We start from the raw sequence: 24,340 nt of genomic DNA on the forward strand, positions 1-24,340 counted from the left end.
GGCGGGTTTATACCATTGTTCAACAGGAGAGCGTGATGTTCACACCAGGCGATATCGTACAGCCCCGAATGGGTGGGCCGAAACTGAAAGTGATTGAAGTCAACGAGGATCATATTGTCGCGGTACAGGTCGGTAATGAGCAGGGCGAAAAATTGATCCTCAAAGCGGCAGATGTCACCCCCTATTGCGAAGAGGGCGATTTTGGCGTGTGCTGATTTATCAGAATGAGCATGGCGCAACGTTCCCTGAGTCCCGGTTAATAGAGACAGGAAACGCAGCGCCATCTGTTAAAGGTTATCCGTGATTAGATTAAGAAATCATCCAGAGATTTCCCCGCCGCCAGCGCCTGGGCAATCGGTTTAGGCGTACGACCTTGTCCGGTCCAGGTTTTTTCTTCGCCATTGAAATCAGTAAAACGATATTTTGCCGGACGCGGCTGGCGCTTTTTAGCAGAACGCGGCATTGCTGAATCCATGGCAAATAACTCTTCCGGGTTAATACCGTCTGCTTTCATCAGCTCCAGAAAGGCATTAATTTTCTCCTGCTTCTCGGCAAGCTGGCGTTGCTGCAATTCTTCTTCTTCGCGTCTTTCTTTAGTGACAACCCTGAATTTTTCGAGCATTTCTTCAAGAACGTCAATGGAGAATTCGCGAGCCATAGCGCGCAGCGTGCGGATATTATTTAAGTTCTGTAACATCAAATTCATATCAATAAAAACCTTTTAACGCAGAAAACAAAAACTATTACAGGCGGTATTGTATGCGATTATTGATTATATTTCCAGATCCTAAAGTTCATACAGATATACTCAGTATAACTCGATTAATTATATTAATCTGTTAACCAGAAGGTTATATTCATTACCCCCTGTGTGTTTCAGGTTATTCTGCCTACGGTATATCTGTAGGTTTCCCGTTCGGCTGTTTATACCCTTCATTCTTCAAGTGGCTTATGTGTTGGCTACGGATTACCCGGCCCATCCATTAGCCTCGCCCTGACGGGCCGTCGCACGCGACGTTCAAATCTGCTCCCGGCAGATTTGTCGCTCCCCCCAGTCACATCGTTATCTATACTCCTGGGGACTCACTCCCTTGCCGCCTTTAAGCAACTCGAAATCCATAGCGTATATAGCGTATTGCGTATCTCAGTAACCACGGTGACCCTCACGGTGGCTAACCTTATACAGAAGTGAATATTTCAGCACAATAATAGATTAACCATTCAAAAATCATCATCAGAGCTTTATGCTAAAAATCAGCCTGCAATAGCTATAATTATGCTGAGAAAAGTAGAACGCGTGCCGTTAGCCGAGAATACATCGCATCTGACAACATTTGGAATGTGGCTGAAAATCGCCAGAAAAACAATGCATTATAATACATTGATTTAAAAGTAATTAATGACTAACAACAACGAAAATCTCGCCGCGAGCAAAAAACACACAATCACAGAGTATTTTATCGACAAAAAACCTATAAATAAAAATATCACACTAGTTGATAGTTATTATATAGGGATATACTCTATGCAAAGACAAAAGTGCTTTATGATTTCACTACCAACCATCACCTCATTCTGATCGATACACTACAAGGAGCATTAACATGTTCTCTCCACAGTCACGCTTGCGTCATGCCGTAGCAGACACGTTTGCGATGGTTGTTTACTGTTCTGTTGTGAACATGTTGATCGAGATATTCCTCTCCGGAATGAGCTTTGAGCAGTCGCTTTCTTCCAGGCTGGTGGCGATACCTGTCAACATTTTGATTGCATGGCCATACGGCGTTTACCGCGATCTGATTATGCGCGTCGCGCGTAAGGCAAGCCCGGCGGGATGGGCCAAAAACCTGGCGGATATATTGGCTTATGTCACCTTTCAGTCACCCGTTTATATTATCATCTTGCTGACCGTCGGCGCCGGCTGGCATCAGATAGTGGCCGCCGTGAGTTCAAACATTGTTGTTTCAATGTTAATGGGCGCGGTTTATGGCTACTTCCTGGATTATTGTCGTCGCCTGTTTAAAGTGAGCAGCTATCATCAGGCTAAGGCGTAAGTTAGAGTCGCGACTGGCATTGCCAGTCGCGCTTTTAGTCGGTTTTTTCGTCGCCAAAAAGCCCATTCAGATAACGTTCTAACGCTATTCGGGAGCTAAAGCCGTGGGGAATACCGTAATGTTCGTGGGTCTCGCCGCCTAAATAGAGCGGAAAATTTTGGTAGTGATCGCAGGTTTTAATATCCGAAGCCGGGTCAGCCAGTGATGAGCTACGGTCTTTTAATCTGGGGTGAATGATCAGCGCGGTACGCCCCATACGCGCCTCGCGGTTAACATAAACATAATTCTCGCCGCGTCGATAACCATACGTCTTATTCGTCACCACATCGACGGTAAACCCTGCCTTTTCCAGTACCCGCGCCACCTCGTCAGGTCGTAAATACATATTTTATCCTCATTCTCTTGTACTGCGGGCTTACCTTACCCGATAGCGCGTTATCAACGCTTTCAGAAAAGTCCAGAAACGCATGATATCGCCGTAACAAGCCTCAGCAGGTAAAAATATGAACTACACTGAAAGCTACATCGAAATCAATGGAGGATCATATGCTTAACAAACCGAACCGAAACGACGTCGATGATGGTGTTCAGGATATTCAGAATGATGTCAATCGATTAGCCGACAGTCTGGAAGATGTCCTTAAATCCTGGGGAAGCGATGCGAAAGACGAAGCCGAGGCTGCGCGACGTAAAGCACAGGCGTTGCTGAAAGAGACCCGGGCGCGGATGCAGGGTCGTACTCGCGTAAAACAAGCCGCCTGTGATGCGATGGGGTGCGCGGATACGTTTGTGCGTGAAAAACCCTGGTGTAGCGTAGGAACCGCCGCAGCGGTAGGAATTTTTATCGGGGCGCTGCTTAGCCTGCGTCGCTAACGACGTGCGCTGCCGGATGGCGACATACTTTATTGGGCCTGCATCATTGCCGCAGGCCCAGGTCGCGCCATTCGGCGAAACGGTTACTGTATCGCCTGTCGAAGCTGCCATGCGACCTGTTTCGCCATGCCAGCGGAAGTAATATTGGTAAACGACAGTAAAATGCCCCCCTTTCCTGACGAAACCACTCGCCAACGGCTTAACGCCTGTACCGCCAGTCCGGCCTGATTCGCTTTTGCTACCTGCGCTTTATCATCGCCTTCAACCTCAATAACCAATTGAATACCGCCTTTCTGTAATGTCACGACAAATCCCTGTTCTGCCAGCGCCTCTTCAATCCATAACCGTCGCTGAGCATAATGTTGACGCATCTTTTTCAGATGCCGCCAGAAATGGCCATCACGGATAAAATCAGCCAGCGTGTGCTGCCATAACAACGGTACGCTACAGGGCATCAGCGACGCCTGCTGGCGGAAAGGCTCAATCTGCTTTATCGGCACCACCAGCCAGGCGGTACGTAATGCCGGAAAGAGCGACTTACTGAACGTTCCGGCGTAAATCACTCGCTGCGGGGCATCCAGACTCTTGAGCGGCGGAAGCGGTTTACCGTGATAACGAAATTCGCTGTCGTAGTCATCTTCAATAATCCAGGCCTGCACATTCGCCGCCCATGCCAGAAGTTGCCGTCGGCGAGTTAACGACAGCGCTACCCCCAAAGGACTTTGGTGGGCGGGCGTCACCAATGCAAAGCGCCCCTGCAGGCAATCCCGCATCCCCGCCGCGACATTCAGCCCATCGGCATCGACCGGAATCGGCGCCAGCGTAATCCCCTCCTGCGTTATCACCGGGCGAATTAACGGAAAACCGGGATCTTCCACCCACATGCTGTCTCCCGGCACAGACAATGTACGCAGGATTAGCCGCATAGAATCCGCATATCCGGAGGTAATAAATACCTGTTCCGGCAGACATTCAATACTACGCGAAACCCGCAGGTAATCGACTATCGCCTGGCGCAAAATCGCCTCGCCGCAGACGTCGCCTAATGCCAGATCGAAGCGCGTCTGCGTGCGCAACCGACGCCCCATCACTCGCGCCCACTTCTCGCGTGGAAAGAGATCCAGCGCCGGTAACCCCATCTGAAAGGGTTTCGGCTCCGGACTTTCTCCGGCAAAAACGGCGGGTATCGGCGGCGCCGTCTCAAACCGTAGAGCGTTGCTCACAAACGTGCCTGCCTGGCCACGTCGCTCCAGCCAGCCCTGCGCCACCAGCTCGCCATAGGCATTTTCCACCGTGGCGCGAGAAACACCCAGTTCCTGCGCCCACGTCCGGCTGGAAGGCAAACGCGTTCCGGGCGCGAGTTCTCCTTGCTCAATGGCTGTTTTTAACTGACGAGCGATGTGCTGATAGCGCGGCATATGGTCTGCTTTTTCTGTAAAAATATGGCTCTCTTTTACAGACCATTATAGTGCTACAGTGCTCGTCATCAACACGAGGAGAAACATGATGACGACGTTACGCCAACCCTATTATGAACTGAGCCCGGAGGTTTATAGCGCTCTGGTGCAGGCGAAAAACGCGCTGGAAAAGAGCACGCTTGACCTCACTCTGATGGAGCTGATTTACCTGCGTGTTTCGCAAATAAATGGCTGTGCATTTTGCCTGGAGATGCACAGTAAAGCGCTGCGTAAGGCTGGCGTAAATCAAGCTAAATTAGATGCGCTGGCAGGATGGCGGGTAAGCCACCATTTCAGCGAGCAAGAGTGCGCGGCGTTAGCCTGGACGGAATCGGTGACGCACATTGCTGAAACCCACGCCGAAGATAATGTTTACCTGCCGCTGCTCGATCATTTCAGCGCGCGTGAAATCAGCGATCTGACCTTCGCTATTGGTTTAATGAACTGCTTTAACCGTCTGGCGATCGGTATGCGAATGTGACGCATTGTTGCCGGATGGCGCTGATGTCAGCCAACTCTGTTATGCGTGAACCTGCAGGCCGGATCGGGCATTCACGCCGCCATCCGGCAAAAATTAGCCATGCCGCCCCTACCCCACTGCGTTCATCAGCGGCGTTAAAATCAATCGAAAATTCCCATATCTTGTATGGTTGAATCTTAATTCAACTACATCTAGTATTTCCTGTATCAACACACGACAATCCGACGCGTTTCATCGCGCCGTTTTCTCATTTTAAATGGAAATACGAATCATGAGCATTACTATTTACACTCGCAATAACTGTGTTCAGTGCCACGCCACAAAGCGGGCGATGGAAAGCCGTGGATTTGAATTTGAGATGGTGAACGTCGATCTGGTGCCGGATGCAGCGGATACGCTCCGGGCGCAAGGGTTTCGTCAATTACCGGTGGTGATGGCGGGCGATTTGAGCTGGTCTGGCTTCCGCCCGGACATGATTAACCGTCTGCACCCGACACCCCACGCGGCAAACGCATGAGCGCGCTCGTCTACTTCTCCAGCAGCTCTGAAAATACGCACCGCTTTATGCAGCGTCTGGGGCTGCCTGCCACGCGTATTCCGCTCAATGAGCGGGAGCGAATTCAGGTAGACGAACCGTACATTCTGGTTGTGCCGTCATACGGCGGCGGCGGGATGGCCGGTGCGGTGCCGCGACAGGTGATCCGCTTTTTAAATGATGAACACAACCGGGCGCGCATTCGCGGCGTTATTGCCTCCGGTAACCGCAATTTCGGCGATGCCTGGGGATGCGCTGGCGATGTGATAGCACAAAAATGCGGCGTTCCCTGGCTGTACCGCTTTGAGCTCATGGGCACACAACGCGACATCGATAACGTCCGAAAAGGAGTAAATGAATTTTGGCAACAACTATCCCGGAGCGCGTAATGCAGGAAACCATGGATTACCACGCCCTGAACGCGATGCTGAATCTTTATGATAAAGCAGGCCATATTCAGTTCGACAAGGACCAGCAGGCGATCGACGCCTTCTTTGCCGCCCACGTCCGCCCGCATTCCGTGACGTTTGCCAGCCAGCATGAACGTCTGGAAACGCTGGTTCGGGAAGGGTATTACGATGACGCTGTCCTCGCGCGTTACGACCGCGCCTTCGTCCTCCGCCTGTTCGAGCACGCCCACGCCAGCGGCTTTCGCTTCCAGACGTTTCTTGGCGCCTGGAAGTTCTATACCAGTTACACGCTGAAAACCTTCGACGGCAAACGTTATCTGGAACACTTTGAAGATCGGGTGACAATGGTGGCGTTGACGCTGGCGCAGGGTGACGAAACGCTGGCCACCCAACTGACCGATGAAATGCTTTCTGGTCGCTTTCAGCCCGCCACCCCGACTTTTTTAAATTGCGGTAAACAGCAGCGTGGGGAACTGGTCTCCTGCTTCCTGCTCCGTATCGAAGACAATATGGAGTCGATCGGGCGGGCGGTGAATTCGGCGCTACAACTCTCCAAACGCGGCGGCGGCGTCGCGTTTTTACTCTCCAATCTGCGCGAGGCGGGCGCGCCGATCAAACGCATTGAGAATCAGTCTTCCGGCGTGATCCCGGTGATGAAAATGCTGGAAGACGCGTTTTCGTATGCCAACCAGCTTGGCGCGCGCCAGGGGGCCGGCGCGGTTTATCTCCATGCGCACCATCCGGATATTCTGCGTTTTCTGGATACCAAACGGGAAAATGCTGACGAAAAAATCCGGATCAAAACGCTCTCTCTCGGCGTGGTGATCCCGGATATCACCTTCCGGCTGGCGAAAGAAAACGCGCAAATGGCGCTCTTTTCGCCCTATGACGTACAACGACGCTACGGCAAACCGTTTGGCGATATCGCCATTAGCGAACGGTACGATGAATTAATTGCCGATCCGCACGTGCGTAAAACCTATATTAACGCCCGTGACTTTTTTCAAACACTGGCGGAGATTCAGTTCGAATCCGGGTATCCCTACATCATGTTTGAAGATACGGTAAACCGCGCGAATCCCATTGCTGGGCGCATTAATATGAGTAATCTGTGCTCGGAAATTTTACAGGTCAATAGCGCCTCCCGTTACGACGATAACCTTGACTATACCCACATCGGGCATGACATCTCCTGCAATCTCGGCTCGCTGAATATCGCTCACGTCATGGATTCACCGGACATTGGCCGTACCGTAGAAACCGCTATTCGCGGCCTGACGGCGGTGTCGGACATGAGCCATATACGCAGCGTGCCCTCAATAGCCGCCGGTAATGCCGCCTCTCATGCCATCGGTCTGGGCCAGATGAATCTGCATGGCTATCTGGCGAGAGAAGGCATTGCCTACGGTTCGCCGGAGGCGTTGGATTTCACCAATCTCTATTTTTACACCATTACCTGGCATGCCGTGCATACTTCAATGCGGCTGACCCGCGAACGCGGCAAAACCTTCGCCGGATTTGCGCAGTCGCGCTATGCCAGCGGCGACTATTTTACGCAGTATTTACAGGACGACTGGCAACCGAAAACAGCGAAAGTCAGGGCGCTATTTGCCCGCAGCGGCATTACGCTGCCCACACGAGAAATGTGGCTAAAGCTGCGCGACGATGTGATGCGCTATGGCATCTATAACCAAAATTTGCAGGCGGTGCCGCCGACCGGTTCGATTTCTTACATTAATCATGCGACCTCCAGCATTCATCCGATTGTGGCCAAAATTGAGATTCGCAAAGAGGGCAAAACCGGGCGTGTGTATTACCCCGCGCCGTTTATGACCAATGAAAATCTGGACATGTATCAGGATGCTTACGATATCGGTCCGGAAAAAATTATTGATACCTATGCCGAGGCCACGCGCCACGTCGATCAAGGGCTGTCGCTCACCCTGTTTTTCCCCGATACCGCCACGACCCGCGATATCAACAAAGCGCAGATCTATGCCTGGCGAAAAGGTATTAAGTCCCTGTATTACATCCGGCTTCGCCAGTTGGCGCTGGAAGGTACTGAAATTGAAGGCTGCGTATCCTGCGCGCTATAAGGAAAGCCATATGAAATTATCTCGTATTAGCGCCATCAACTGGAACAAGATCCAGGACGACAAAGATCTGGAGGTGTGGAACCGGCTGACCAGTAACTTCTGGCTGCCGGAAAAAGTGCCGTTATCGAATGATATTCCGGCCTGGCAGACGCTGAGCGCCGCCGAACAGCAGCTCACCATTCGCGTGTTTACGGGACTTACGCTGCTTGACACTATCCAGAACATCGCAGGCGCGCCGTCGTTAATGGCAGATGCCATCACGCCGCATGAAGAGGCAGTGCTGTCGAACATCAGCTTTATGGAAGCGGTACACGCCCGCTCTTACAGTTCTATTTTTTCCACGCTGTGCCAGACGAAAGAGGTTGATGCCGCCTACGCCTGGAGCGAAGAAAACCCGCCGCTTCAGCGTAAGGCGCAGATTATTTTGGCTCATTACGTCAGCGATGAACCGCTAAAGAAAAAAATTGCCAGCGTCTTTTTAGAGTCTTTTCTGTTCTATTCCGGCTTCTGGCTGCCAATGTATTTCTCCAGCCGCGGTAAGCTCACGAACACTGCCGACCTGATTCGTTTAATCATTCGCGATGAAGCGGTTCACGGTTATTATATTGGCTATAAGTATCAGATAGCGCTACAAAAACTATCGGCAATCGAGCGTGAAGAGTTAAATCTTTTCGCGCTGGATTTGTTGATGGAACTGTACGACAACGAAATCTGCTACACAGAAGCGTTATATGCGGAAACCGGCTGGGTTAACGACGTCAAAGCCTTCTTGTGCTACAACGCCAATAAAGCCTTAATGAACCTGGGTTATGAGGCGTTATTTCCGCCGGAGATGGCAGACGTGAATCCCGCAATCCTTGCTGCGCTCTCGCCGAATGCCGACGAAAATCATGATTTCTTTTCCGGATCAGGTTCATCTTATGTGATGGGGAAAACAGTCGAAACCGAAGACGAAGACTGGAATTTTTAACCTTGCGGGCATGGGAAATAACGTTACATTTTCCATGCCTTTATTTCAAGCAATACCGGGTTAAATCGCGAAAATATTACAACATGTCCTACACTCAATACGAGTGACATTATTCACCTGGATTCCTCCAATTCAGGTGGATTTTTGCTGGTTGTCTCAAAAAATATCTCTCCCTCCCCATTCGCGTTCAGCCCTTATATCATGGGAAATCACAGCCGATAGCACCTCGCAATATTCATGCCAGAAGCAAATTCAGGGTTGTCTCAGATTCTGAGTATGTTAGGGTAGAAAAAGGTAACTATTTCTATCAGGTAACATATCGACATAAGTAAATAACAGGAATCATTCTATTGCATGGCAATTAAATTAGAAGTGAAGAATCTGTATAAAATATTTGGAGAGCATCCGCAGCGTGCCTTCAAATATATTGAAAAGGGACTATCGAAAGAGCAAATACTGGAAAAAACGGGGCTATCGCTTGGCGTTAAAGACGCCAGTCTGGCCATTGAAGAAGGCGAGATATTTGTCATCATGGGATTATCCGGCTCGGGTAAATCCACAATGGTACGCCTTCTCAATCGCCTGATTGAACCCACCCGCGGACAGGTACTGATTGACGGCGTTGATATTGCCAAAATATCAGACGCTGAGCTTCGCGAGGTGCGCAGGAAAAAGATTGCGATGGTCTTCCAGTCATTTGCGCTCATGCCGCATATGACCGTGCTGGATAATACGGCATTCGGTATGGAATTAGCGGGCATCGCGGCGCAAGAGCGTCGAGAAAAAGCGCTGGACGCCTTGCGTCAGGTGGGGCTTGAGAATTACGCTCACGCCTACCCGGATGAACTTTCCGGTGGGATGCGTCAGCGTGTTGGGCTTGCCCGCGCGCTGGCAATCAACCCTGATATCTTATTAATGGATGAAGCGTTTTCCGCCCTCGATCCATTAATTCGTACCGAAATGCAGGATGAGCTGGTGAAATTACAGGCGAAACATCAGCGCACCATTGTCTTTATTTCCCACGATCTTGATGAGGCTATGCGTATTGGCGACAGGATTGCCATTATGCAAAATGGCGAGGTTGTACAGGTTGGTACGCCGGATGAGATCCTGAATAATCCGGCAAATGATTATGTCCGCACGTTCTTCCGTGGCGTGGATATTAGTCAGGTCTTTAGCGCCAAAGATATTGCCCGTCGCAGTCCGGTCGGATTAATTCGTAAAACGCCAGGTTTCGGTCCCCGTTCGGCACTGAAATTATTACAGGATGAAGACCGTGAATATGGTTACGTCATTGAGCGTGGCAATAAATTCGTGGGCGTCGTGTCCATCGACTCATTAAAAGCGGCATTAAGCCAGGCGCAAGGGATTGAAGCGGCGCTTATCGACGACCCTTTAGTCGTTGATGCGCAAACCCCACTCAGCGAGTTGCTCTCTCACGTCGGTCAGGCGCCCTGCGCGGTGCCGGTTGTCGATGAAGAACACCAGTATGTTGGCATTATTTCAAAACGTATGTTGCTACAGGCTTTAGATCGCGAGGGGGGTAACAATGGCTGATCAAACGAATCCGTGGGATACCGCACAGGTAGCCGATACGACGACGCAAACAGCTGATGCCTGGGGAACACCGGCAGGCGTAGCCACGGACGGCGGCAGTACCGACTGGTTGAACAGCGCGCCCGCGCCAGCCCCTGAACACTTTTCTCTTCTGGACCCGTTCCATAAGACGCTGATCCCGCTGGATAGCTGGGTCACAGAGGGAATCGACTGGGTCGTCACCCATTTCCGTCCCCTTTTTCAGGGGATTCGTGTGCCGGTGGATTACATCCTTAACGGCTTTCAGCAACTGCTGCTGGGAATGCCCGCCCCTGTGGCGATTATTCTCTTTGCGCTGATTGCCTGGCAGGTTTCCGGCGTGGGCATGGGGATCGCGGCGCTGATATCGCTGATCGCCATCGGCGCGATCGGCGCCTGGTCGCAGGCGATGATTACCCTGGCGCTGGTGCTGACCGCCCTGTTGTTCTGCGTCGTGATCGGATTACCGATGGGAATCTGGCTGGCGCGCAGCCCGCGCGCGGCCAAAATAGTTCGTCCGCTGCTGGATGCGATGCAGACCACGCCCGCGTTTGTCTATCTGGTGCCGATTGTCATGTTATTCGGCATAGGTAACGTACCGGGCGTGGTGGTGACGATTATTTTTGCGCTACCGCCGATTGTACGCCTGACGATCCTGGGCATTAACCAGGTGCCTGCCGACTTAATTGAAGCGTCGCGCTCATTCGGCGCCAGCCCGCGCCAAATGTTGTTCAAAGTGCAGCTACCGCTGGCGATGCCCACCATTATGGCAGGCGTTAATCAGACGCTGATGCTGGCTCTCTCGATGGTCGTCATCGCCTCGATGATTGCGGTCGGCGGGCTTGGCCAGATGGTACTACGCGGCATTGGTCGTCTTGATATGGGGCTGGCAACCGTCGGCGGCGTCGGCATTGTGATTCTCGCCATCATTCTGGACCGTCTGACGCAGGCCGTCGGGCGCGACTCGCGTAGCCGCGGTAACCGTCGCTGGTATACCACCGGTCCTGTTGGGCTAATCACCCGCCCTTTCGTTAAGTAACTCTCCTGACGCCCGGTGACGCTGCGCTTACCGGGCTTACAACTCCCTACCATAATTAAAGGAACAACGATGCGACATACTGTGATATTTGCCTCAGCGTTTGCCACCCTTGTCACCGCCAGCGCTTTCGCTGCCGACCTGCCTGGCAAAGGCATTACCGTTCAACCTATCCAAAGCACGATTTCTGAAGAGTCCTTCCAGACGTTACTGGTCAGCCGGGCGCTGGAAAAGTTGGGTTATACCGTAAATAAGCCGAGTGAAGTCGATTACAACGTAGGCTATACCTCCATCGCCTCTGGCGATGCGACGTTTACCGCCGTGAACTGGCAGCCGCTGCATGATGATATGTATGCCGCAGCAGGCGGAGACAAAAAGTTTTACCGCGAGGGCGTCTTCGTCTCCGGCGCTGCGCAGGGCTATCTGATCGATAAAAAAACCGCCGAGCAGTACAACATCACCAATATCGCTCAGCTAAAAGATCCGAAAATCGCCAAAATCTTCGATACCAATGGCGACGGAAAAGCGGACATGATGGGCTGCTCGCCGGGCTGGGGCTGCGAAGCCGTGATCAATCACCAGAATAAAGCGTTTGATCTGCAAAAAACCGTTGAGGTCAGCCACGGTAACTATGCGGCGATGATGGCTGATACCATTACCCGTTTTAAAGAAGGCAAGCCGGTGCTGTATTACACCTGGACCCCGTACTGGGTGAGCGACGTAATGAAGCCGGGTAAAGATGTCGTCTGGCTACAGGTGCCGTTCTCCTCCCTGCCGGGCGAACAGAAAAATATTGATACTAAACTGCCGAACGGCGCGAACTATGGGTTCCCGGTTAATACCATGCATATTGTCGCCAATAAGGCATGGGCGGAGAAAAACCCGGCGGCGGCGAAACTGTTCGCCATCATGAAGCTGCCGCTGGCGGATATCAACGCGCAGAACGCCATGATGCATGCCGGTAAATCGTCTGAAGCCGATGTTCAGGGCCACGTGGACGGCTGGATCAACGCCCACCAGCAGCAGTTTGACGGCTGGGTGAAAGAAGCGCTGGCCGCGCAGAAATAAGATCGTTTTTTATGCCGGATAAAGCGCAGTTCATGCGCCGCTATCCGGCCTATTCAATCTCTCCTCAAAGCGCACGATTCATCACGTCACCGTTCCCCTTTATTCATCAACATCCGCTATGATTGTTTTCCCAGGAAATAATTATCTGAATCACGATTACCATAATGACGAAACCCACTCATGAGCTTAGCCCGGCGCTGATCGTTTTAATGTCTGTGGCCACGGGTCTGGCGGTCGCCAGCAACTACTATGCCCAGCCGCTGCTTGATACCATCGCGCATCACTTTTCGCTTTCCGCCAGCTCCGCAGGGTTTATCGTTACCGCCGCGCAGTTGGGCTATGCCGCTGGCCTGTTGTTTCTGGTGCCGCTCGGCGACATGTTTGAACGCCGAACGCTGATTGTCTCCATGACGTTGCTGGCGGCTGGCGGAATGCTGATCACCGCCAGCAGTCAGTCGCTTAGCATGATGATACTCGGAACGGCCTTAACCGGACTGTTCTCTGTGGTGGCGCAAATTCTGGTTCCGCTGGCCGCCACGCTTGCGACGCCCGCCACCCGCGGTAAAGTGGTCGGCACCATTATGAGCGGCCTGTTGCTGGGAATCCTGCTGGCGCGAACGGTCGCCGGACTGCTGGCAAACCTCGGCGGTTGGCGCACCGTATTTTGGGTAGCGTCGGCGCTGATGGCGCTGATGGCCGTCGCGTTATGGCGCGGACTGCCAAAGCTCAAATCCGACACCCATCTTAACTACCCGCAACTGTTGGGTTCTGTATTCAGCCTGTTTATTCACGATAAGCTGCTGCGTACCCGCGCAATGCTGGGCTGCCTGACCTTTGCTAATTTCAGCATCCTCTGGACGTCAATGGCCTTTTTGCTCGCCGCGCCGCCGTTTAGCTATTCCGAGGGGATGATTGGCCTGTTTGGCCTGGCGGGGGCCGCCGGCGCTTTAGGCGCGCGTCCGGCTGGCGGATTTGCCGATAAAGGTAAATCTCACCTCACCACCACGTTCGGCTTACTGCTGCTGTTACTCTCCTGGCTGGCTATCTGGCTTGGGCACACCTCGGTACTGGCGCTGATTATTGGCATTCTGGTACTGGACCTCACCGTTCAGGGGGTACATATCACCAATCAGACGGTCATCTATCGTTTGCATCCGGATGCGCGTAACCGGCTCACCGCCGGCTATATGACCAGCTACTTTATCGGTGGCGCTGCAGGGTCGCTGATTTCCGCCTCCGCCTGGCAACATGCCGGCTGGGCCGGCGTTTGTCTGGCGGGTGTCACGGTAGCCTTACTTAATTTACTGGTCTGGTGGCGAGGTTTTCACCGACAGGAAGCCGTAAATTAAGCGGATAGTGAGCGTTTACCTTTGTTTAAGCTCCTTAGGGTGTTAAGGAGCTCCCCAGTCTGTTAAGGTTATGCTATTCATTTATCATGGTTATTTTTATACCGGTGAAGAATAATATAATTCTATGGAAAGCCCTGCATCCCCATCTGCTTCCAGGCCAATAGCGCCCGTTCAAGGATTCGAAGGTCGTTCACCGATAGCTATCCGTGATATTCCGGTGGCTTTTGCATCGGGTTGTAAGGCCGTTTACCCGGCTTTCGCCCCTCCCGCTTATCGTTCTCTCCTGATTTTTTCATGCAGGCACTCACGCTTTTCTCGTCATTCCTGGATTTGCCGCAGGCGGCGCTTTACCGGGCCCAATGTTCCCGCTGGCGTCTCAGTCTGCGTATCATTGGTTGCTTTATAGCCTGAAAGAATGATTTTGTATTAATAATACATTTACTTTATTTGTCACTGTCGTTACTATATCGGCTGAAATTAATGAGGTCATGCCCAAATGGATAGTTCGTTTACGCCCATTGAACAAATGCTAAAATTTCGCGCCAGCCGTCACGAAGACTTTCCTTATCAGGAAATTCTTTTGACTCGTCTTTGTATGCACATGCAAGGCAAGCTCCTGGAAAACCGCAATAAGATGCTGAAGGCTCAAGGGATTAACGAGACGTTGTTTATGGCGTTGATTACGCTGGAGTCTCAGGAAAACCACAGTATTCAGCCGTCTGAATTAAGCTGCGCGCTGGGTTCATCTCGCACCAATGCGACACGCATTGCAGATGAGCTGGAAAAACGCGGCTGGATTGAGCGTCGTGAGAGCGATAACGACCGCCGTTGCCTGCATCTGCAATTAACGGAGAAAGGCCAGGCATTTTTGCAAGAAGTGCTTCCGCCTCAGCATCATTGTCTGCATCAACTCTGGTCATCACTTAGCACTGCCGAAAAAGATCAACTTGAGCACATCACTCGTAAACTCCTGACGCGTCTTGATCAAATGGAGCAGGAAGGCACTGTTCTTGAGGCGCTGCGCTAAAGCGCCGACCCGCTCAAAAATCCAGATTAATAACAGGAAAGCGGACAGGCCGGCACGCGTTACTGCTGGCCTTTCTGACAACAGGTCGGCTCAGCCGATGTGAATAATAAGATCGTGGAGAACAACATGAGCGCAAATGCGGAGATCCAAACCCCGCAGCAACCGGCTAAGAAGAAAGGCAAACGCAAAACAGCGCTGCTACTTCTTACCTTGCTCTTTGTTATTATTGCCGTGGCATATGGAATTTATTGGTTTTTAGTATTGCGTCATATTGAAGAGACAGATGATGCTTACGTGGCAGGGAACCAGGTTCAAATCATGGCGCAGGTGTCAGGCAGCGTGACGAAAGTCTGGGCTGATAACACCGACTTTGTAAAAGAGGGCGATGTTCTGGTCACGCTCGATCAGACTGACGCCAAACAAGCGTTTGAAAAAGCTAAAACGGCGCTGGCCTCCAGCGTGCGTCAGACGCACCAGTTGATGATTAACAGCAAGCAGTTGCAGGCGAATATCGACGTGCAAAAAACCGCCCTGGCGCAAGCGCAAAGCGACCTTAACCGTCGTGTGCCGCTGGGTAACGCCAATCTTATTGGCCGTGAAGAGCTGCAACACGCCCGCGATGCCGTCGCCAGCGCGCAGGCACAGCTGGATGTCGCCATTCAACAGTACAATGCCAACCAGGCAATGATACTCAACAGTAAACTGGAAGATCAGCCCGCGGTTCAACAAGCGGCGACCGAAGTGCGTAACGCCTGGCTGGCGCTGGAGCGTACCCGCATCGTCAGCCCAATGACCGGTTATGTCTCCCGCCGCGCCGTCCAGCCTGGCGCGCAAATCAGCCCCACCACGCCGCTGATGGCCGTGGTGCCTGCAACCGATCTGTGGGTGGACGCTAACTTTAAAGAGACCCAATTAGCGAATATGCGCATTGGGCAGCCAGTGACGATTATTACTGACATTTATGGCGACGACGTAAAATACACCGGTAAAGTCGTCGGTCTGGATATGGGGACAGGCAGCGCCTTCTCCCTGCTGCCCGCGCAAAATGCGACGGGTAACTGGATTAAAGTGGTTCAACGTCTGCCGGTACGCGTCGAACTGGATGCCCGCCAGTTAGAACAACATCCGCTGCGCATTGGTTTATCGACGCTGGTCACCGTGGATACCGCTAATCGCGACGGTCAGGTACTGGCCAGCCAGGTACGAACGACGCCGGTTGCCGAAAGTAACGCACGCGAAATTAATCTCGCGCCGGTCAATAAACTGATCGACGACATCGTACAGGCTAACGCGGGTTAATCCTGAGGTGCGTGTGATGCAACAGCAAAAACCGCTGGAAGGCGCGCAGCTCGTCATCATGACGATCGCGCTGTCGCTGGCGACATTCATGCAGGTGCTGGACTCCACCATTGCCAACGTGGCGATTCCGACCATCGCCGGGAACCTGGGTTCTTCCCTAAGCCAGGGGACATGGGTTATCACCTCTTTCGGGGTGGCGAACGCTATCTCGATTCCCTTAACCGGCTGGCTGGCGAAACGTTTTGGCGAAGTCAAACTGTTCATGTGGTCGACGGTCGCCTTTGCCGCGGCCTCCTGGGCCTGTGGCGTATCCAGCAGCCTGAATATGCTGATCTTCTTCCGCGTGGTGCAGGGCGTGGTCGCCGGGCCGCTGATTCCGCTCTCGCAAAGCCTGTTGCTGAATAACTATCCGCCTGCAAAGCGCTCCATTGCGCTGGCGCTCTGGTCAATGACCGTCATTGTCGCGCCGATTTGCGGCCCGATTCTGGGGGGCTACATCAGTGATAATTACCACTGGGGATGGATTTTCTTCATCAACGTGCCGATTGGCATCGCCGTCGTCCTGATGACGTTACACACGCTGCGCGGACGTGAAACGCATACCGAACGGCGACGTATTGACGCCGTCGGGCTGGCGTTACTGGTGATTGGCATCGGCAGCCTGCAAATTATGCTCGATCGCGGTAAAGAGCTGGACTGGTTCTCCTCGCAGGAAATTATCATCCTGACCGTGGTCGCCGTCATCGCCATCAGTTTCCTGATCGTCTGGGAACTGACCGACGATCACCCTATCGTCGATCTTTCTCTTTTTAAATCGCGTAACTTCACTATTGGCTGCTTGTGCATCAGCCTTGCCTATATGCTCTATTTCGGCGCCATTGTTCTACTGCCGCAGCTTTTGCAAGAGGTGTACGGCTATACCGCAACGTGGGCAGGTCTGGCGTCGGCGCCAGTCGGCATTATTCCGGTAATTTTGTCGCCGATTATCGGACGCTTCGCGCATAAACTGGATATGCGCAGGCTGGTCACGTTCAGCTTCATTATGTACGCCGTCTGTTTTTACTGGCGCGCCTGGACGTTCGAACCGGGTATGGATTTCGGCGCTTCCGCATGGCCGCAGTTTATTCAGGGATTTGCCGTCGCCTGCTTCTTTATGCCGCTGACCACCATTACGCTCTCCGGGTTACCGCCAGAACGGCTGGCGGCGGCATCAAGCCTGTCGAACTTCACGCGAACGCTGGCGGGCTCCATCGGCACCTCGATTACCACCACTATGTGGACCGATCGTGAGTCGCTACACCATGCGCAGCTCACCGAGTCGATTACGGCGTATAATCCAAACGCTCAGGCTATGTACGATAAACTGGAAGGCTTAGGGATGACGCACCAACAGGCGTCAGGCTGGATAGCCCAGCAAATCACGAATCAGGGGCTGATTATTTCCGCCAACGAAATCTTCTGGATGTCGGCGGGGATCTTCCTGGTGCTGCTCGGCCTGGTGTGGTTCGCCAAACCGCCCTTCGGTGCGGGCGGCGGCGGCGGCGCGCACTAACTATCTGATAAAAGGGATCTGCGGATCCCTTTTTTAGTAGACCAACAATCAGAAGAAATATTTGAATCTCAGACGCCCGCCGTAACGCGCATCTTCACTGTTATCGCCATTATTCGGATTGGCCTCTACCCATGAAGCATAGGCACCGAGGTAGATGTTAAAGTTTTTCATATCCATCACGTTGGGGAATAAATATGAGGCATGAATAGTGTGAATGTCATAATTGCCGGGATCGGTGATCCAACAATCGTCCTCACAAACGGCATCGATATTAGTAGCATTGAAGGCTTCGATTTTGTTATGCGCATAGATATAACCCAGTTCAAATCGATGCCACAGCGCATTCACCCCAGCGGTAAAATCTGTCTCATCGGTCGCATCCATATAGGCGGTATTCAGGTTAATCACTGCGCCATCTTCCGGGTCAGTTTTTTGACCATTCCAGGTCATGGTAAAACCATAGCCCGTACGATCTGACTGATCGATCCACTTCCCATTCTCATAATAGCCATAGGCGTTGTTAACGACGTTACTTTCCATCGCTATCGCCGTTGAAAAACGCCCGTTTTGCCAGGCGATAACCGGACGGACGTAAGCCACGTTTTTATCGTTGGTTAAATCCATTCCGTGGTACTGCTTCTCGGTATATAACGTACTGCCATTTTCCAGCAATGTGTTAACTTCGAAATACCAGTTGTCGATGGTTTTACTCAGCAGGAAGTTACCCCCACTGTCGCTACGTCCCCGTCCTTCTTTCATCATATAGATATAGCCGTAACCGTCACTGTAAAGATCGTTCGCTGTATTCCCCGAATATTCAATAAACGTATCCTGATTCAGCGGGAACATATCGTAGGCTTCAAAACGACCAACCTTAATTTTCCAGTCATTCTCACGACCAAAGAAGAAAACGGCATCATCAAGGTTCATTTTTCCGGTCAGGTCCGCCAGAGGCTGTACAGAGAATCCGGCAAAATTACCGTTGTCCAGCCGCTGGTAGCCATCAAAGCCCAACAACAGGCGTCCGTTAATATCCCAGCGTTCATTGGTTCCTGATGCCCAATCTTTATTCGCTGACGTTCTCATCGAGGTCAGGCTACCGGAACGGCTTGCCGCATCCATATTAAATTCGACATCGCCATAGAACTTAATATCGCTGAATCCGGATAAGGTCAGCTTCGGCGGCGTTTTATCTGCTGCAATGGGCTCGGCGGACTGGACATTCACCGTCGGCGTAGCGGCGACCTGCTGCTGTTTCAACGAGCGAATTTGCGCCTCGGCATCGGATGCCCGTTTTTCAGCATTAACAACACGTTGCTCCAGTTCAGCCAGACGCTGCTCAATAGTGATATTATTCGCTGCCCAAAGGTTATGAGAAAAGCAAGCACCGATCATCAGCGCCAAATATTTAGCCTTCATTTTTTATCCCTTAAGTTTGATGTATACCAGATAAGATTTGCTAAAAACCCCATCGACCGGCTATTAGTAGAGTCTTGTTATTACCTGGATATCTGGCGCATTCCATTATGTTTTTCTATTAATTATTTATGATTTTTAGTTTATGTGATCAATACACTCTGGCATCGTGAGTTATCCGCCTTTTCTGTTTGCCAGATCACATTTTATTATTTAACAGGCCAGGCATTACTTAATTTAAAATGTATTCTCGCCGCAAATATAATAAACGCAAATTATATTAAGCAATAAAAAACCCCGGCCATAAACCGGGGTTAATTTAAATACTGGAACCGCTTACCAATAAGACTAAATATGCAGTTCCTGCAGCTTTTCTTTCGGCAGCGCCAGCTCTTTATTGCTGTTCACGCGCACATCACGCTCCAGAATATGACGGGCAATGTCCTGCGCTTCACTGAGCGAGTGCATCTGATACGTACCGCACTGGTAAACGTTCAGCTCCGGGATCTGGTTTTGATCCTGCACTTTCAGCACATCCGCCATCGCCGCTTTCCAGGCGTCGGCAACACGCTGCTCGTCCGGCGTGCCAATCAGGCTCATGTAAAAGCCGGTGCGGCAGCCCATCGGCGAGATATCGATAATCTCAACGCCGTTACCGTTGAGGTGGTCGCGCATAAAGCCAGCAAACAGATGCTCAAGCGTATGAATCCCTTTTTCCGGCATCACTTCTTTGTTCGGAATGCAAAAACGCAGATCAAACACGGTGATTGCGTCGCCATGCGGGGTGTTCATCGTTTTTGCAACCCGGACCGCCGGCGCTTGCATCCGGGTATGATCGACTGCGAAGCTATCTAATAATGGCATTTAGTCACCTCCGATAATTTTTTAAAAATAAACTGAACTCTTTGTTCCGGGGCGAGTCTGAGTATATGAAAGACGCGCATTTGTTATCATCATCCCTGTTTTCAGCGATGAAATTTTGGCCACTCCGTGAGTGGCCTTTTTCTTTTGGGTCAGGCGTGTTTTGCAAGCCACGCGGCAAACGGCTCGGTATCCGCCGCCTCAATCTCCTGCTGACGACGTACTGAAGCGTCACGTTCAGCAATAAACTCTTCTTCCTGTAAAATCTCCAGCGGCTCTTCGCGTAACAGATTACGGTAAGCCTCACCGAACGCTTTCCCGGTGCCGCCAATGCCTTCATCAATCATAGACCGTAGGATCCGGGCGGAGAATGTCAGTTCAGGATTATCAAAGCAGGCGACCAACTCGTCACACACCTTTTGATACTCCTCTCCCCCGTGGATACTGTCCAGCGTTTGCGCCACGCGTTTCAGATCGCGGAAAAGATCTTTCCCGACTTTGGGCAGCGGGAATTGCGCAGTTTCACAGCCAATGCCTAACGTCAGGCCCGGCTTACGCCCTTCCAGAATAACGCGATTCCAGTTAGTACGCGTACATAACAGCTCATCGCTACTCATTTCCGGCGCATCGGCCAATACGCACCAGACCATAAACAGATCGAGGAAGCGCACCTGTTGCTCGTCTACGCCGATCGGTGAGAACGGATTAATATCGAGAGAACGAACTTCAATATACTCAATACCACCACGCAGAAGCGCGTCAGAAGGCGATTCGCCGCTGCGCGTCACGCGCTTGGGACGAATGGGCGCGTACAGCTCATTTTCAATTTGCAGAACGTTGCTGTTAATCTGTAGCCGCTTACCGTCTTTTTCCACACCAATCCGCGCGTACTCCTCGGAAGGGGTTTTAATCGCCCGCTTCAGACCTGCCACATACTCATGCAAATCGTTAAACGTAATTCCGAGATTGCTTTGCGACTTATTGGTATAGCCCAAATCACTCAAACGCAGCGACGTCGCATATGGCAGGTAGTACATGCCGCAGTCCGTTTTTTCAAACGGTAATGTGGTTGGCTTTCCTTGCAGGAAAGAGGAACAAATGGCCGGAGACGCGCCAAACAGATAGGGGATGACCCAGCCAAAACGGTAATAGTTGCGAATCAGACGAAAATAGCCGGCAGAAATTTTTTCTTTTGCCGCTTCGCCTTCCGTAACGCCGCATTTCGCCTGCCAGAACGCCATCGGTAATGAAAAATTGTAATGTACGCCGGAGATGGTTTGCATCAAAGCGCCATAACGATTTTTCAGCCCTTCGCGATAGAGCGTCTTAAAGCGCCCGGTATTGGATGTGCCGTACTGCGCCAGCTCTATGTCCTGCCCTTCCGCAATATAGCAGGGCATACTTAATGGCCACATCCGCTCATCGCCCAGTTTCCTGGCCGTATACCGATGGAGATCGCGCATAAAAGTGAGCATATGCTGGATATCGCCATCGACTGGCGTAATAAACTCCAGTAGGGCTTCCGCAAAATCCGTGGTAATCCATTTATGGGTCAGCGCTGAACCTAACGCTTCAGGATGACCTGTTGTCGCCAGCGTGCCATCAGCATTGACACGCAGCGTTTCGCGCTCTAACCCGCGCTGTATCCCCTTTAACGCCTGAGGATGTTTTTCCAGCCAGGCCAGAGCCTGTGATACGTCCGGGATCAAATTGACCTCCCGCCTGTCCAAATCGTTTTAATAAGCATAACTGTAATGGCGGCCATACATGCCAAACCTACAATTATTACCACCACATCATGCCCTGAACCGTCGCCGCTGCGAGCGCAACATAGCGCAGCGCCTTACCAAGACACAAAAAAAAGATCGTCCGCCCCCACGGGATGCGCATCCATCCCGCTAACAGGCACAACAAATCACCGATGACCGGCATCCAGCTTAATAATAGTGTGGCTGCGCCATAACGCTTTAGCCAGCCAGTCGCTTTTTCCTGCCAGCGCGACGTTTTGCGCAGCGGAAAGAAACGCCCAAGAATAACGTTAGTTACCCCTCCAAGGCTATTACCCATTGTTGCTGTTAAGACTAAGACCCAAGGATGGCTGACGCCGGAGACCAGCATAGCAACCAAAACCACCTCAGAATTACCGGGTAACAGCGTCGCGCTGAGAAAACTACTGGCAAACAGAGACAGGAGCGACAGTCCGTCACTCACAATAGTCGGACATCCACGGCATCCATTCCCGCCGCCCGCGCCGCCTGTAAACCAAAATCGGCATCTTCAAATACCACGCACTGCGTCGGCATGACGCCCATCTGCTGGGCGCACAGTAGGAAGGTGTCAGGCGCAGGTTTGTGATGCTGTACGTGATCTGCCGCCACAACCGCATCAAAATAACGACGCAGCCCCAGATGCGCTAACAAGGCTTCCGCGATAGCGCTTTCGCTACCGGTACCGACCGACATGGGACGCCGCCCATGCCACGCTTTAACCACCTCAACCAGCGGCAGCGGTTCTACGCAGTCCAGCAGGATGCTTTTTACCGCGTCGGTTTTCTCACGCGCCAGTGACAGGGGATCAAGATCGGCATGGTTAAGCTCAATGATTGACTGGGCGATAAGCCAGGTTGGCGAACCGTTAAGCGCGACCATTGCCTGTTCATCAAAACGAAGACCATAGCGCCCCAAAACCTCACGCCACGCTTTGCGATGCGTGGGTTCGGTATCCAGGAGAGTACCGTCCATATCAAAAATCAAACCAGCATAACGTGCGTACATCGTGTTCTCGCAAACCGAATAACCAGACAGTACTTTATCGCAATTGGTTGATTTTGTCGCTAATAGAGATGAAGAGGTATGTTCAGGATAAGGGGAAAAGCGATTGCGGGGCAGTGACGTATCCGGGAGGATTATTCGCCTTATGGGCCGTTGCTGACGCAACGTTATCCTTCTGATGCCAGCGGTGATTACCGCTATCTTATCTGCATCTTCATCGCTGAAAGTACGGAGAATATGGTGCATCCGGGAGGATTCGAACCTCCGACCGCTCGGTTCGTAGCCGAGTACTCTATCCAGCTGAGCTACGGATGCATTGGAAATGATGTTTACTACAAGATTTGATGTCGCATTTACTGCCACACTAAATAAGATGGCGCATCCGGGAGGATTACTCGCCTTAAGGCTCGCCCTTCGGGCCGTTGCTGATGCAACGTTATCCTTCCTGGTGCCAGCGGTGATTACCGCTATCTTATCCGTATCTTCATCACTGAAAGTACGGAGAATATGGTGCATCCGGGAGGATTCGAACCTCCGACCGCTCGGTTCGTAGCCGAGTACTCTATCCAGCTGAGCTACGGATGCATCGGGAAACTTACTTTACTGCAGATTTTGATACCGCGGGAAAGCCGTATCAAGTAAGAGATGGTGCATCCGGGAGGATTCGAACCTCCGACCGCTCGGTTCGTAGCCGAGTACTCTATCCAGCTGAGCTACGGATGCATCGGGAAACTTACTTTACTGCAGATTTTGATACCGCGGGAAAGCCGTATCAAGTAAGAGATGGTGCATCCGGGAGGATTCGAACCTCCGACCGCTCGGTTCGTAGCCGAGTACTCTATCCAGCTGAGCTACGGATGCAAATGGCGGTGAGGCGGGGATTCGAACCCCGGATGCAGCTTTTGACCGCATACTCCCTTAGCAGGGGAGCGCCTTCAGCCTCTCGGCCACCTCACCACACGCCTCTTACGAGTGCTTCGAAGAACTTGTTCTGCTCATCGTCGCTGCGTGGCGCACATATTACTTTCTGGGACTTATAAGTCAAACAATTTTTCCAGAGCTTTTATCGTTTGCACACTTCACGCTCAATTAGTCTGTAAAAAAGCCAAAAAGAGTGTTTTATCAACAGATAATTTGATGACACGCTGGCCGCCAAAAGCGCACCATATCAACAGTGAGGTTGAAAAAAGTCATGAAGGGACAACGCGGGCGAGCGAGAAGAGAGGCTGCGTCTCACCCGAAAAGTGAGACGCGAAAACCTTAGTAACTGGACTGCTGGGATTTTTCAGCCTGGATACGCTGGTAGATCTCTTCACGATGGACAGAAACTTCTTTCGGGGCGTTCACGCCAATACGCACCTGGTTGCCCTTCACCCCTAAAACTGTCACGGTGACCTCATCGCCAATCATGAGGGTCTCACCAACTCGACGAGTCAGAATCAGCATTCTTTGCTCCTTGAAAGATTAAAAGAGTCGGGTCTCTCTGTATCCCGGCATTATCCATCATATA

24 protein-coding genes and 5 tRNA genes are annotated in these 24,340 nt (G+C 51.8%); 15 read left to right on the forward strand and 14 right to left on the reverse strand.

Annotation, left to right across the window (positions count from 1 at the left end; genetic code table 11):
- Positions 1 to 35: 35 nt before the first annotated feature.
- Positions 36 to 215 carry a hypothetical protein gene (locus ACLD4F_RS08835; protein WP_000494943.1) on the forward strand — a complete coding sequence of 60 codons (180 nt, stop codon included), beginning with the start codon at positions 36 to 38 and terminating at the stop codon, positions 213 to 215.
- A gap of 89 nt (positions 216 to 304) precedes the next feature.
- On the opposite strand, the gene stpA is transcribed toward ACLD4F_RS08835, so the two are convergent.
- The gene (stpA, locus tag ACLD4F_RS08840) at positions 305 to 706 is read right to left on the reverse strand and encodes a DNA-binding protein StpA (RefSeq protein WP_001051100.1); all 402 of its coding nucleotides are present in this window, start codon (positions 704 to 706) and stop codon (positions 305 to 307) included.
- A gap of 898 nt (positions 707 to 1,604) precedes the next feature.
- Here stpA and alaE point away from each other — a divergent pair.
- Positions 1,605 to 2,054 carry an L-alanine exporter AlaE gene (gene alaE, locus ACLD4F_RS08845; protein ID WP_023201822.1) on the forward strand — a complete coding sequence of 150 codons (450 nt, stop codon included), beginning with the start codon at positions 1,605 to 1,607 and terminating at the stop codon, positions 2,052 to 2,054.
- Between the two features lie 34 nt (positions 2,055 to 2,088).
- Here the strand turns inward: alaE and ACLD4F_RS08850 are convergent, their stop codons facing one another.
- Positions 2,089 to 2,439 carry a DUF2002 family protein gene (locus ACLD4F_RS08850; protein WP_000281305.1) on the reverse strand — a complete coding sequence of 117 codons (351 nt, stop codon included), beginning with the start codon at positions 2,437 to 2,439 and terminating at the stop codon, positions 2,089 to 2,091.
- 161 nt (positions 2,440 to 2,600) lie between these two features.
- Between ACLD4F_RS08850 and ACLD4F_RS08855 the strand changes: the two genes are divergently transcribed.
- The gene (locus tag ACLD4F_RS08855; RefSeq protein ID WP_001519557.1) at positions 2,601 to 2,927 is read left to right on the forward strand and encodes a DUF883 domain-containing protein; all 327 of its coding nucleotides are present in this window, start codon (positions 2,601 to 2,603) and stop codon (positions 2,925 to 2,927) included.
- 83 nt (positions 2,928 to 3,010) lie between these two features.
- On the opposite strand, the gene ACLD4F_RS08860 is transcribed toward ACLD4F_RS08855, so the two are convergent.
- Positions 3,011 to 4,345 carry a PLP-dependent aminotransferase family protein gene (locus tag ACLD4F_RS08860; protein WP_411010798.1) on the reverse strand — a complete coding sequence of 445 codons (1,335 nt, stop codon included), beginning with the start codon at positions 4,343 to 4,345 and terminating at the stop codon, positions 3,011 to 3,013.
- 88 nt (positions 4,346 to 4,433) lie between these two features.
- Between ACLD4F_RS08860 and ACLD4F_RS08865 the strand changes: the two genes are divergently transcribed.
- The 12 genes from ACLD4F_RS08865 (at position 4,434) to emrB (ending at position 17,782) form a co-directional block, all read left to right on the forward strand.
- Entirely contained in the window at positions 4,434 to 4,865 is a 432-nt protein-coding gene (locus ACLD4F_RS08865; RefSeq protein ID WP_023204257.1) for a carboxymuconolactone decarboxylase family protein, read from the forward strand.
- A gap of 271 nt (positions 4,866 to 5,136) precedes the next feature.
- Entirely contained in the window at positions 5,137 to 5,382 is a 246-nt protein-coding gene (gene nrdH, locus ACLD4F_RS08870) for a glutaredoxin-like protein NrdH (protein ID WP_000028870.1), read from the forward strand.
- Complete coding sequence (gene nrdI / locus ACLD4F_RS08875) at positions 5,379 to 5,789, forward strand: class Ib ribonucleoside-diphosphate reductase assembly flavoprotein NrdI (protein WP_001275402.1); 411 nt, start codon at positions 5,379 to 5,381, stop codon at positions 5,787 to 5,789. Before nrdH ends, nrdI begins: the two co-directional genes overlap by 4 nt.
- Complete coding sequence (gene nrdE / locus ACLD4F_RS08880) at positions 5,789 to 7,906, forward strand: class 1b ribonucleoside-diphosphate reductase subunit alpha (RefSeq protein WP_411010835.1); 2,118 nt, start codon at positions 5,789 to 5,791, stop codon at positions 7,904 to 7,906. Before nrdI ends, nrdE begins: the two co-directional genes overlap by 1 nt.
- Before the next feature lie 10 nt (positions 7,907 to 7,916).
- Positions 7,917 to 8,876 (forward strand): class 1b ribonucleoside-diphosphate reductase subunit beta, encoded by a 960-nt coding sequence (nrdF, locus tag ACLD4F_RS08885; RefSeq protein ID WP_079943986.1) that lies wholly within the window; start codon positions 7,917 to 7,919, stop codon positions 8,874 to 8,876.
- A gap of 354 nt (positions 8,877 to 9,230) precedes the next feature.
- Complete coding sequence (gene proV, locus ACLD4F_RS08890; protein ID WP_000985529.1) at positions 9,231 to 10,433, forward strand: glycine betaine/L-proline ABC transporter ATP-binding protein ProV; 1,203 nt, start codon at positions 9,231 to 9,233, stop codon at positions 10,431 to 10,433.
- Positions 10,426 to 11,490 carry a glycine betaine/L-proline ABC transporter permease ProW gene (gene proW, locus ACLD4F_RS08895; RefSeq protein ID WP_023244300.1) on the forward strand — a complete coding sequence of 355 codons (1,065 nt, stop codon included), beginning with the start codon at positions 10,426 to 10,428 and terminating at the stop codon, positions 11,488 to 11,490. Before proV ends, proW begins: the two co-directional genes overlap by 8 nt.
- Positions 11,491 to 11,559: 69 nt before the next feature.
- Entirely contained in the window at positions 11,560 to 12,555 is a 996-nt protein-coding gene (gene proX / locus ACLD4F_RS08900; RefSeq protein ID WP_001216613.1) for a glycine betaine/L-proline ABC transporter substrate-binding protein ProX, read from the forward strand.
- A gap of 164 nt (positions 12,556 to 12,719) precedes the next feature.
- A complete protein-coding gene (locus ACLD4F_RS08905; RefSeq protein ID WP_000165759.1) occupies positions 12,720 to 13,904 on the forward strand; it encodes an MFS transporter in 1,185 nt (394 codons plus the stop codon).
- Between the two features lie 496 nt (positions 13,905 to 14,400).
- The gene (gene mprA / locus ACLD4F_RS08910) at positions 14,401 to 14,931 is read left to right on the forward strand and encodes a transcriptional repressor MprA (RefSeq protein WP_000378431.1); all 531 of its coding nucleotides are present in this window, start codon (positions 14,401 to 14,403) and stop codon (positions 14,929 to 14,931) included.
- A 126-nt stretch (positions 14,932 to 15,057) separates the two neighbouring features.
- Entirely contained in the window at positions 15,058 to 16,230 is a 1,173-nt protein-coding gene (gene emrA, locus ACLD4F_RS08915) for a multidrug efflux MFS transporter periplasmic adaptor subunit EmrA (protein ID WP_017441159.1), read from the forward strand.
- Positions 16,231 to 16,246: 16 nt separating this feature from the next.
- Positions 16,247 to 17,782, forward strand: coding sequence for a multidrug efflux MFS transporter permease subunit EmrB (gene emrB / locus ACLD4F_RS08920; protein ID WP_023253897.1), 1,536 nt, complete (start codon positions 16,247 to 16,249; stop codon positions 17,780 to 17,782).
- Positions 17,783 to 17,830: 48 nt separating this feature from the next.
- Here the strand turns inward: emrB and ACLD4F_RS08925 are convergent, their stop codons facing one another.
- The 11 genes from ACLD4F_RS08925 to csrA all read right to left on the reverse strand — a co-directional run bounded on the left by ACLD4F_RS08925 (position 17,831) and on the right by csrA (position 24,276).
- Positions 17,831 to 19,201: a carbohydrate porin gene (locus ACLD4F_RS08925; protein ID WP_000645137.1), complete on the reverse strand. Its 1,371-nt coding sequence runs from the start codon at positions 19,199 to 19,201 to the stop codon at positions 17,831 to 17,833.
- A 345-nt stretch (positions 19,202 to 19,546) separates the two neighbouring features.
- Entirely contained in the window at positions 19,547 to 20,062 is a 516-nt protein-coding gene (gene luxS, locus ACLD4F_RS08930; RefSeq protein ID WP_001130194.1) for an S-ribosylhomocysteine lyase, read from the reverse strand.
- A 149-nt stretch (positions 20,063 to 20,211) separates the two neighbouring features.
- Positions 20,212 to 21,768 (reverse strand): glutamate--cysteine ligase, encoded by a 1,557-nt coding sequence (gshA, locus tag ACLD4F_RS08935; RefSeq protein ID WP_000611821.1) that lies wholly within the window; start codon positions 21,766 to 21,768, stop codon positions 20,212 to 20,214.
- Between the two features lie 76 nt (positions 21,769 to 21,844).
- The gene (locus ACLD4F_RS08940) at positions 21,845 to 22,270 is read right to left on the reverse strand and encodes a YqaA family protein (RefSeq protein WP_001279499.1); all 426 of its coding nucleotides are present in this window, start codon (positions 22,268 to 22,270) and stop codon (positions 21,845 to 21,847) included.
- Complete coding sequence (gene yqaB / locus ACLD4F_RS08945) at positions 22,267 to 22,833, reverse strand: fructose-1-phosphate/6-phosphogluconate phosphatase (RefSeq protein WP_000271291.1); 567 nt, start codon at positions 22,831 to 22,833, stop codon at positions 22,267 to 22,269. Before yqaB ends, ACLD4F_RS08940 begins: the two co-directional genes overlap by 4 nt.
- A gap of 235 nt (positions 22,834 to 23,068) precedes the next feature.
- Positions 23,069 to 23,145 (reverse strand) — tRNA-Arg (locus ACLD4F_RS08950).
- Positions 23,146 to 23,338: 193 nt separating this feature from the next.
- Positions 23,339 to 23,415: transfer RNA gene (locus tag ACLD4F_RS08955), tRNA-Arg, on the reverse strand.
- Positions 23,416 to 23,476: 61 nt separating this feature from the next.
- Positions 23,477 to 23,553: transfer RNA gene (locus ACLD4F_RS08960), tRNA-Arg, on the reverse strand.
- Between the two features lie 61 nt (positions 23,554 to 23,614).
- Positions 23,615 to 23,691, reverse strand: a tRNA-Arg gene (locus ACLD4F_RS08965).
- Positions 23,692 to 23,694: 3 nt separating this feature from the next.
- A tRNA-Ser gene (locus tag ACLD4F_RS08970) sits at positions 23,695 to 23,787 on the reverse strand.
- 303 nt (positions 23,788 to 24,090) lie between these two features.
- Complete coding sequence (gene csrA, locus ACLD4F_RS08975; protein ID WP_000906486.1) at positions 24,091 to 24,276, reverse strand: carbon storage regulator CsrA; 186 nt, start codon at positions 24,274 to 24,276, stop codon at positions 24,091 to 24,093.
- Positions 24,277 to 24,340: the final 64 nt, after the last annotated feature.

This window comes from Salmonella sp. 741265050_HSA (genome assembly GCF_046569445.1).
GTDB lineage: Bacteria > Pseudomonadota > Gammaproteobacteria > Enterobacterales > Enterobacteriaceae > Salmonella > Salmonella enterica.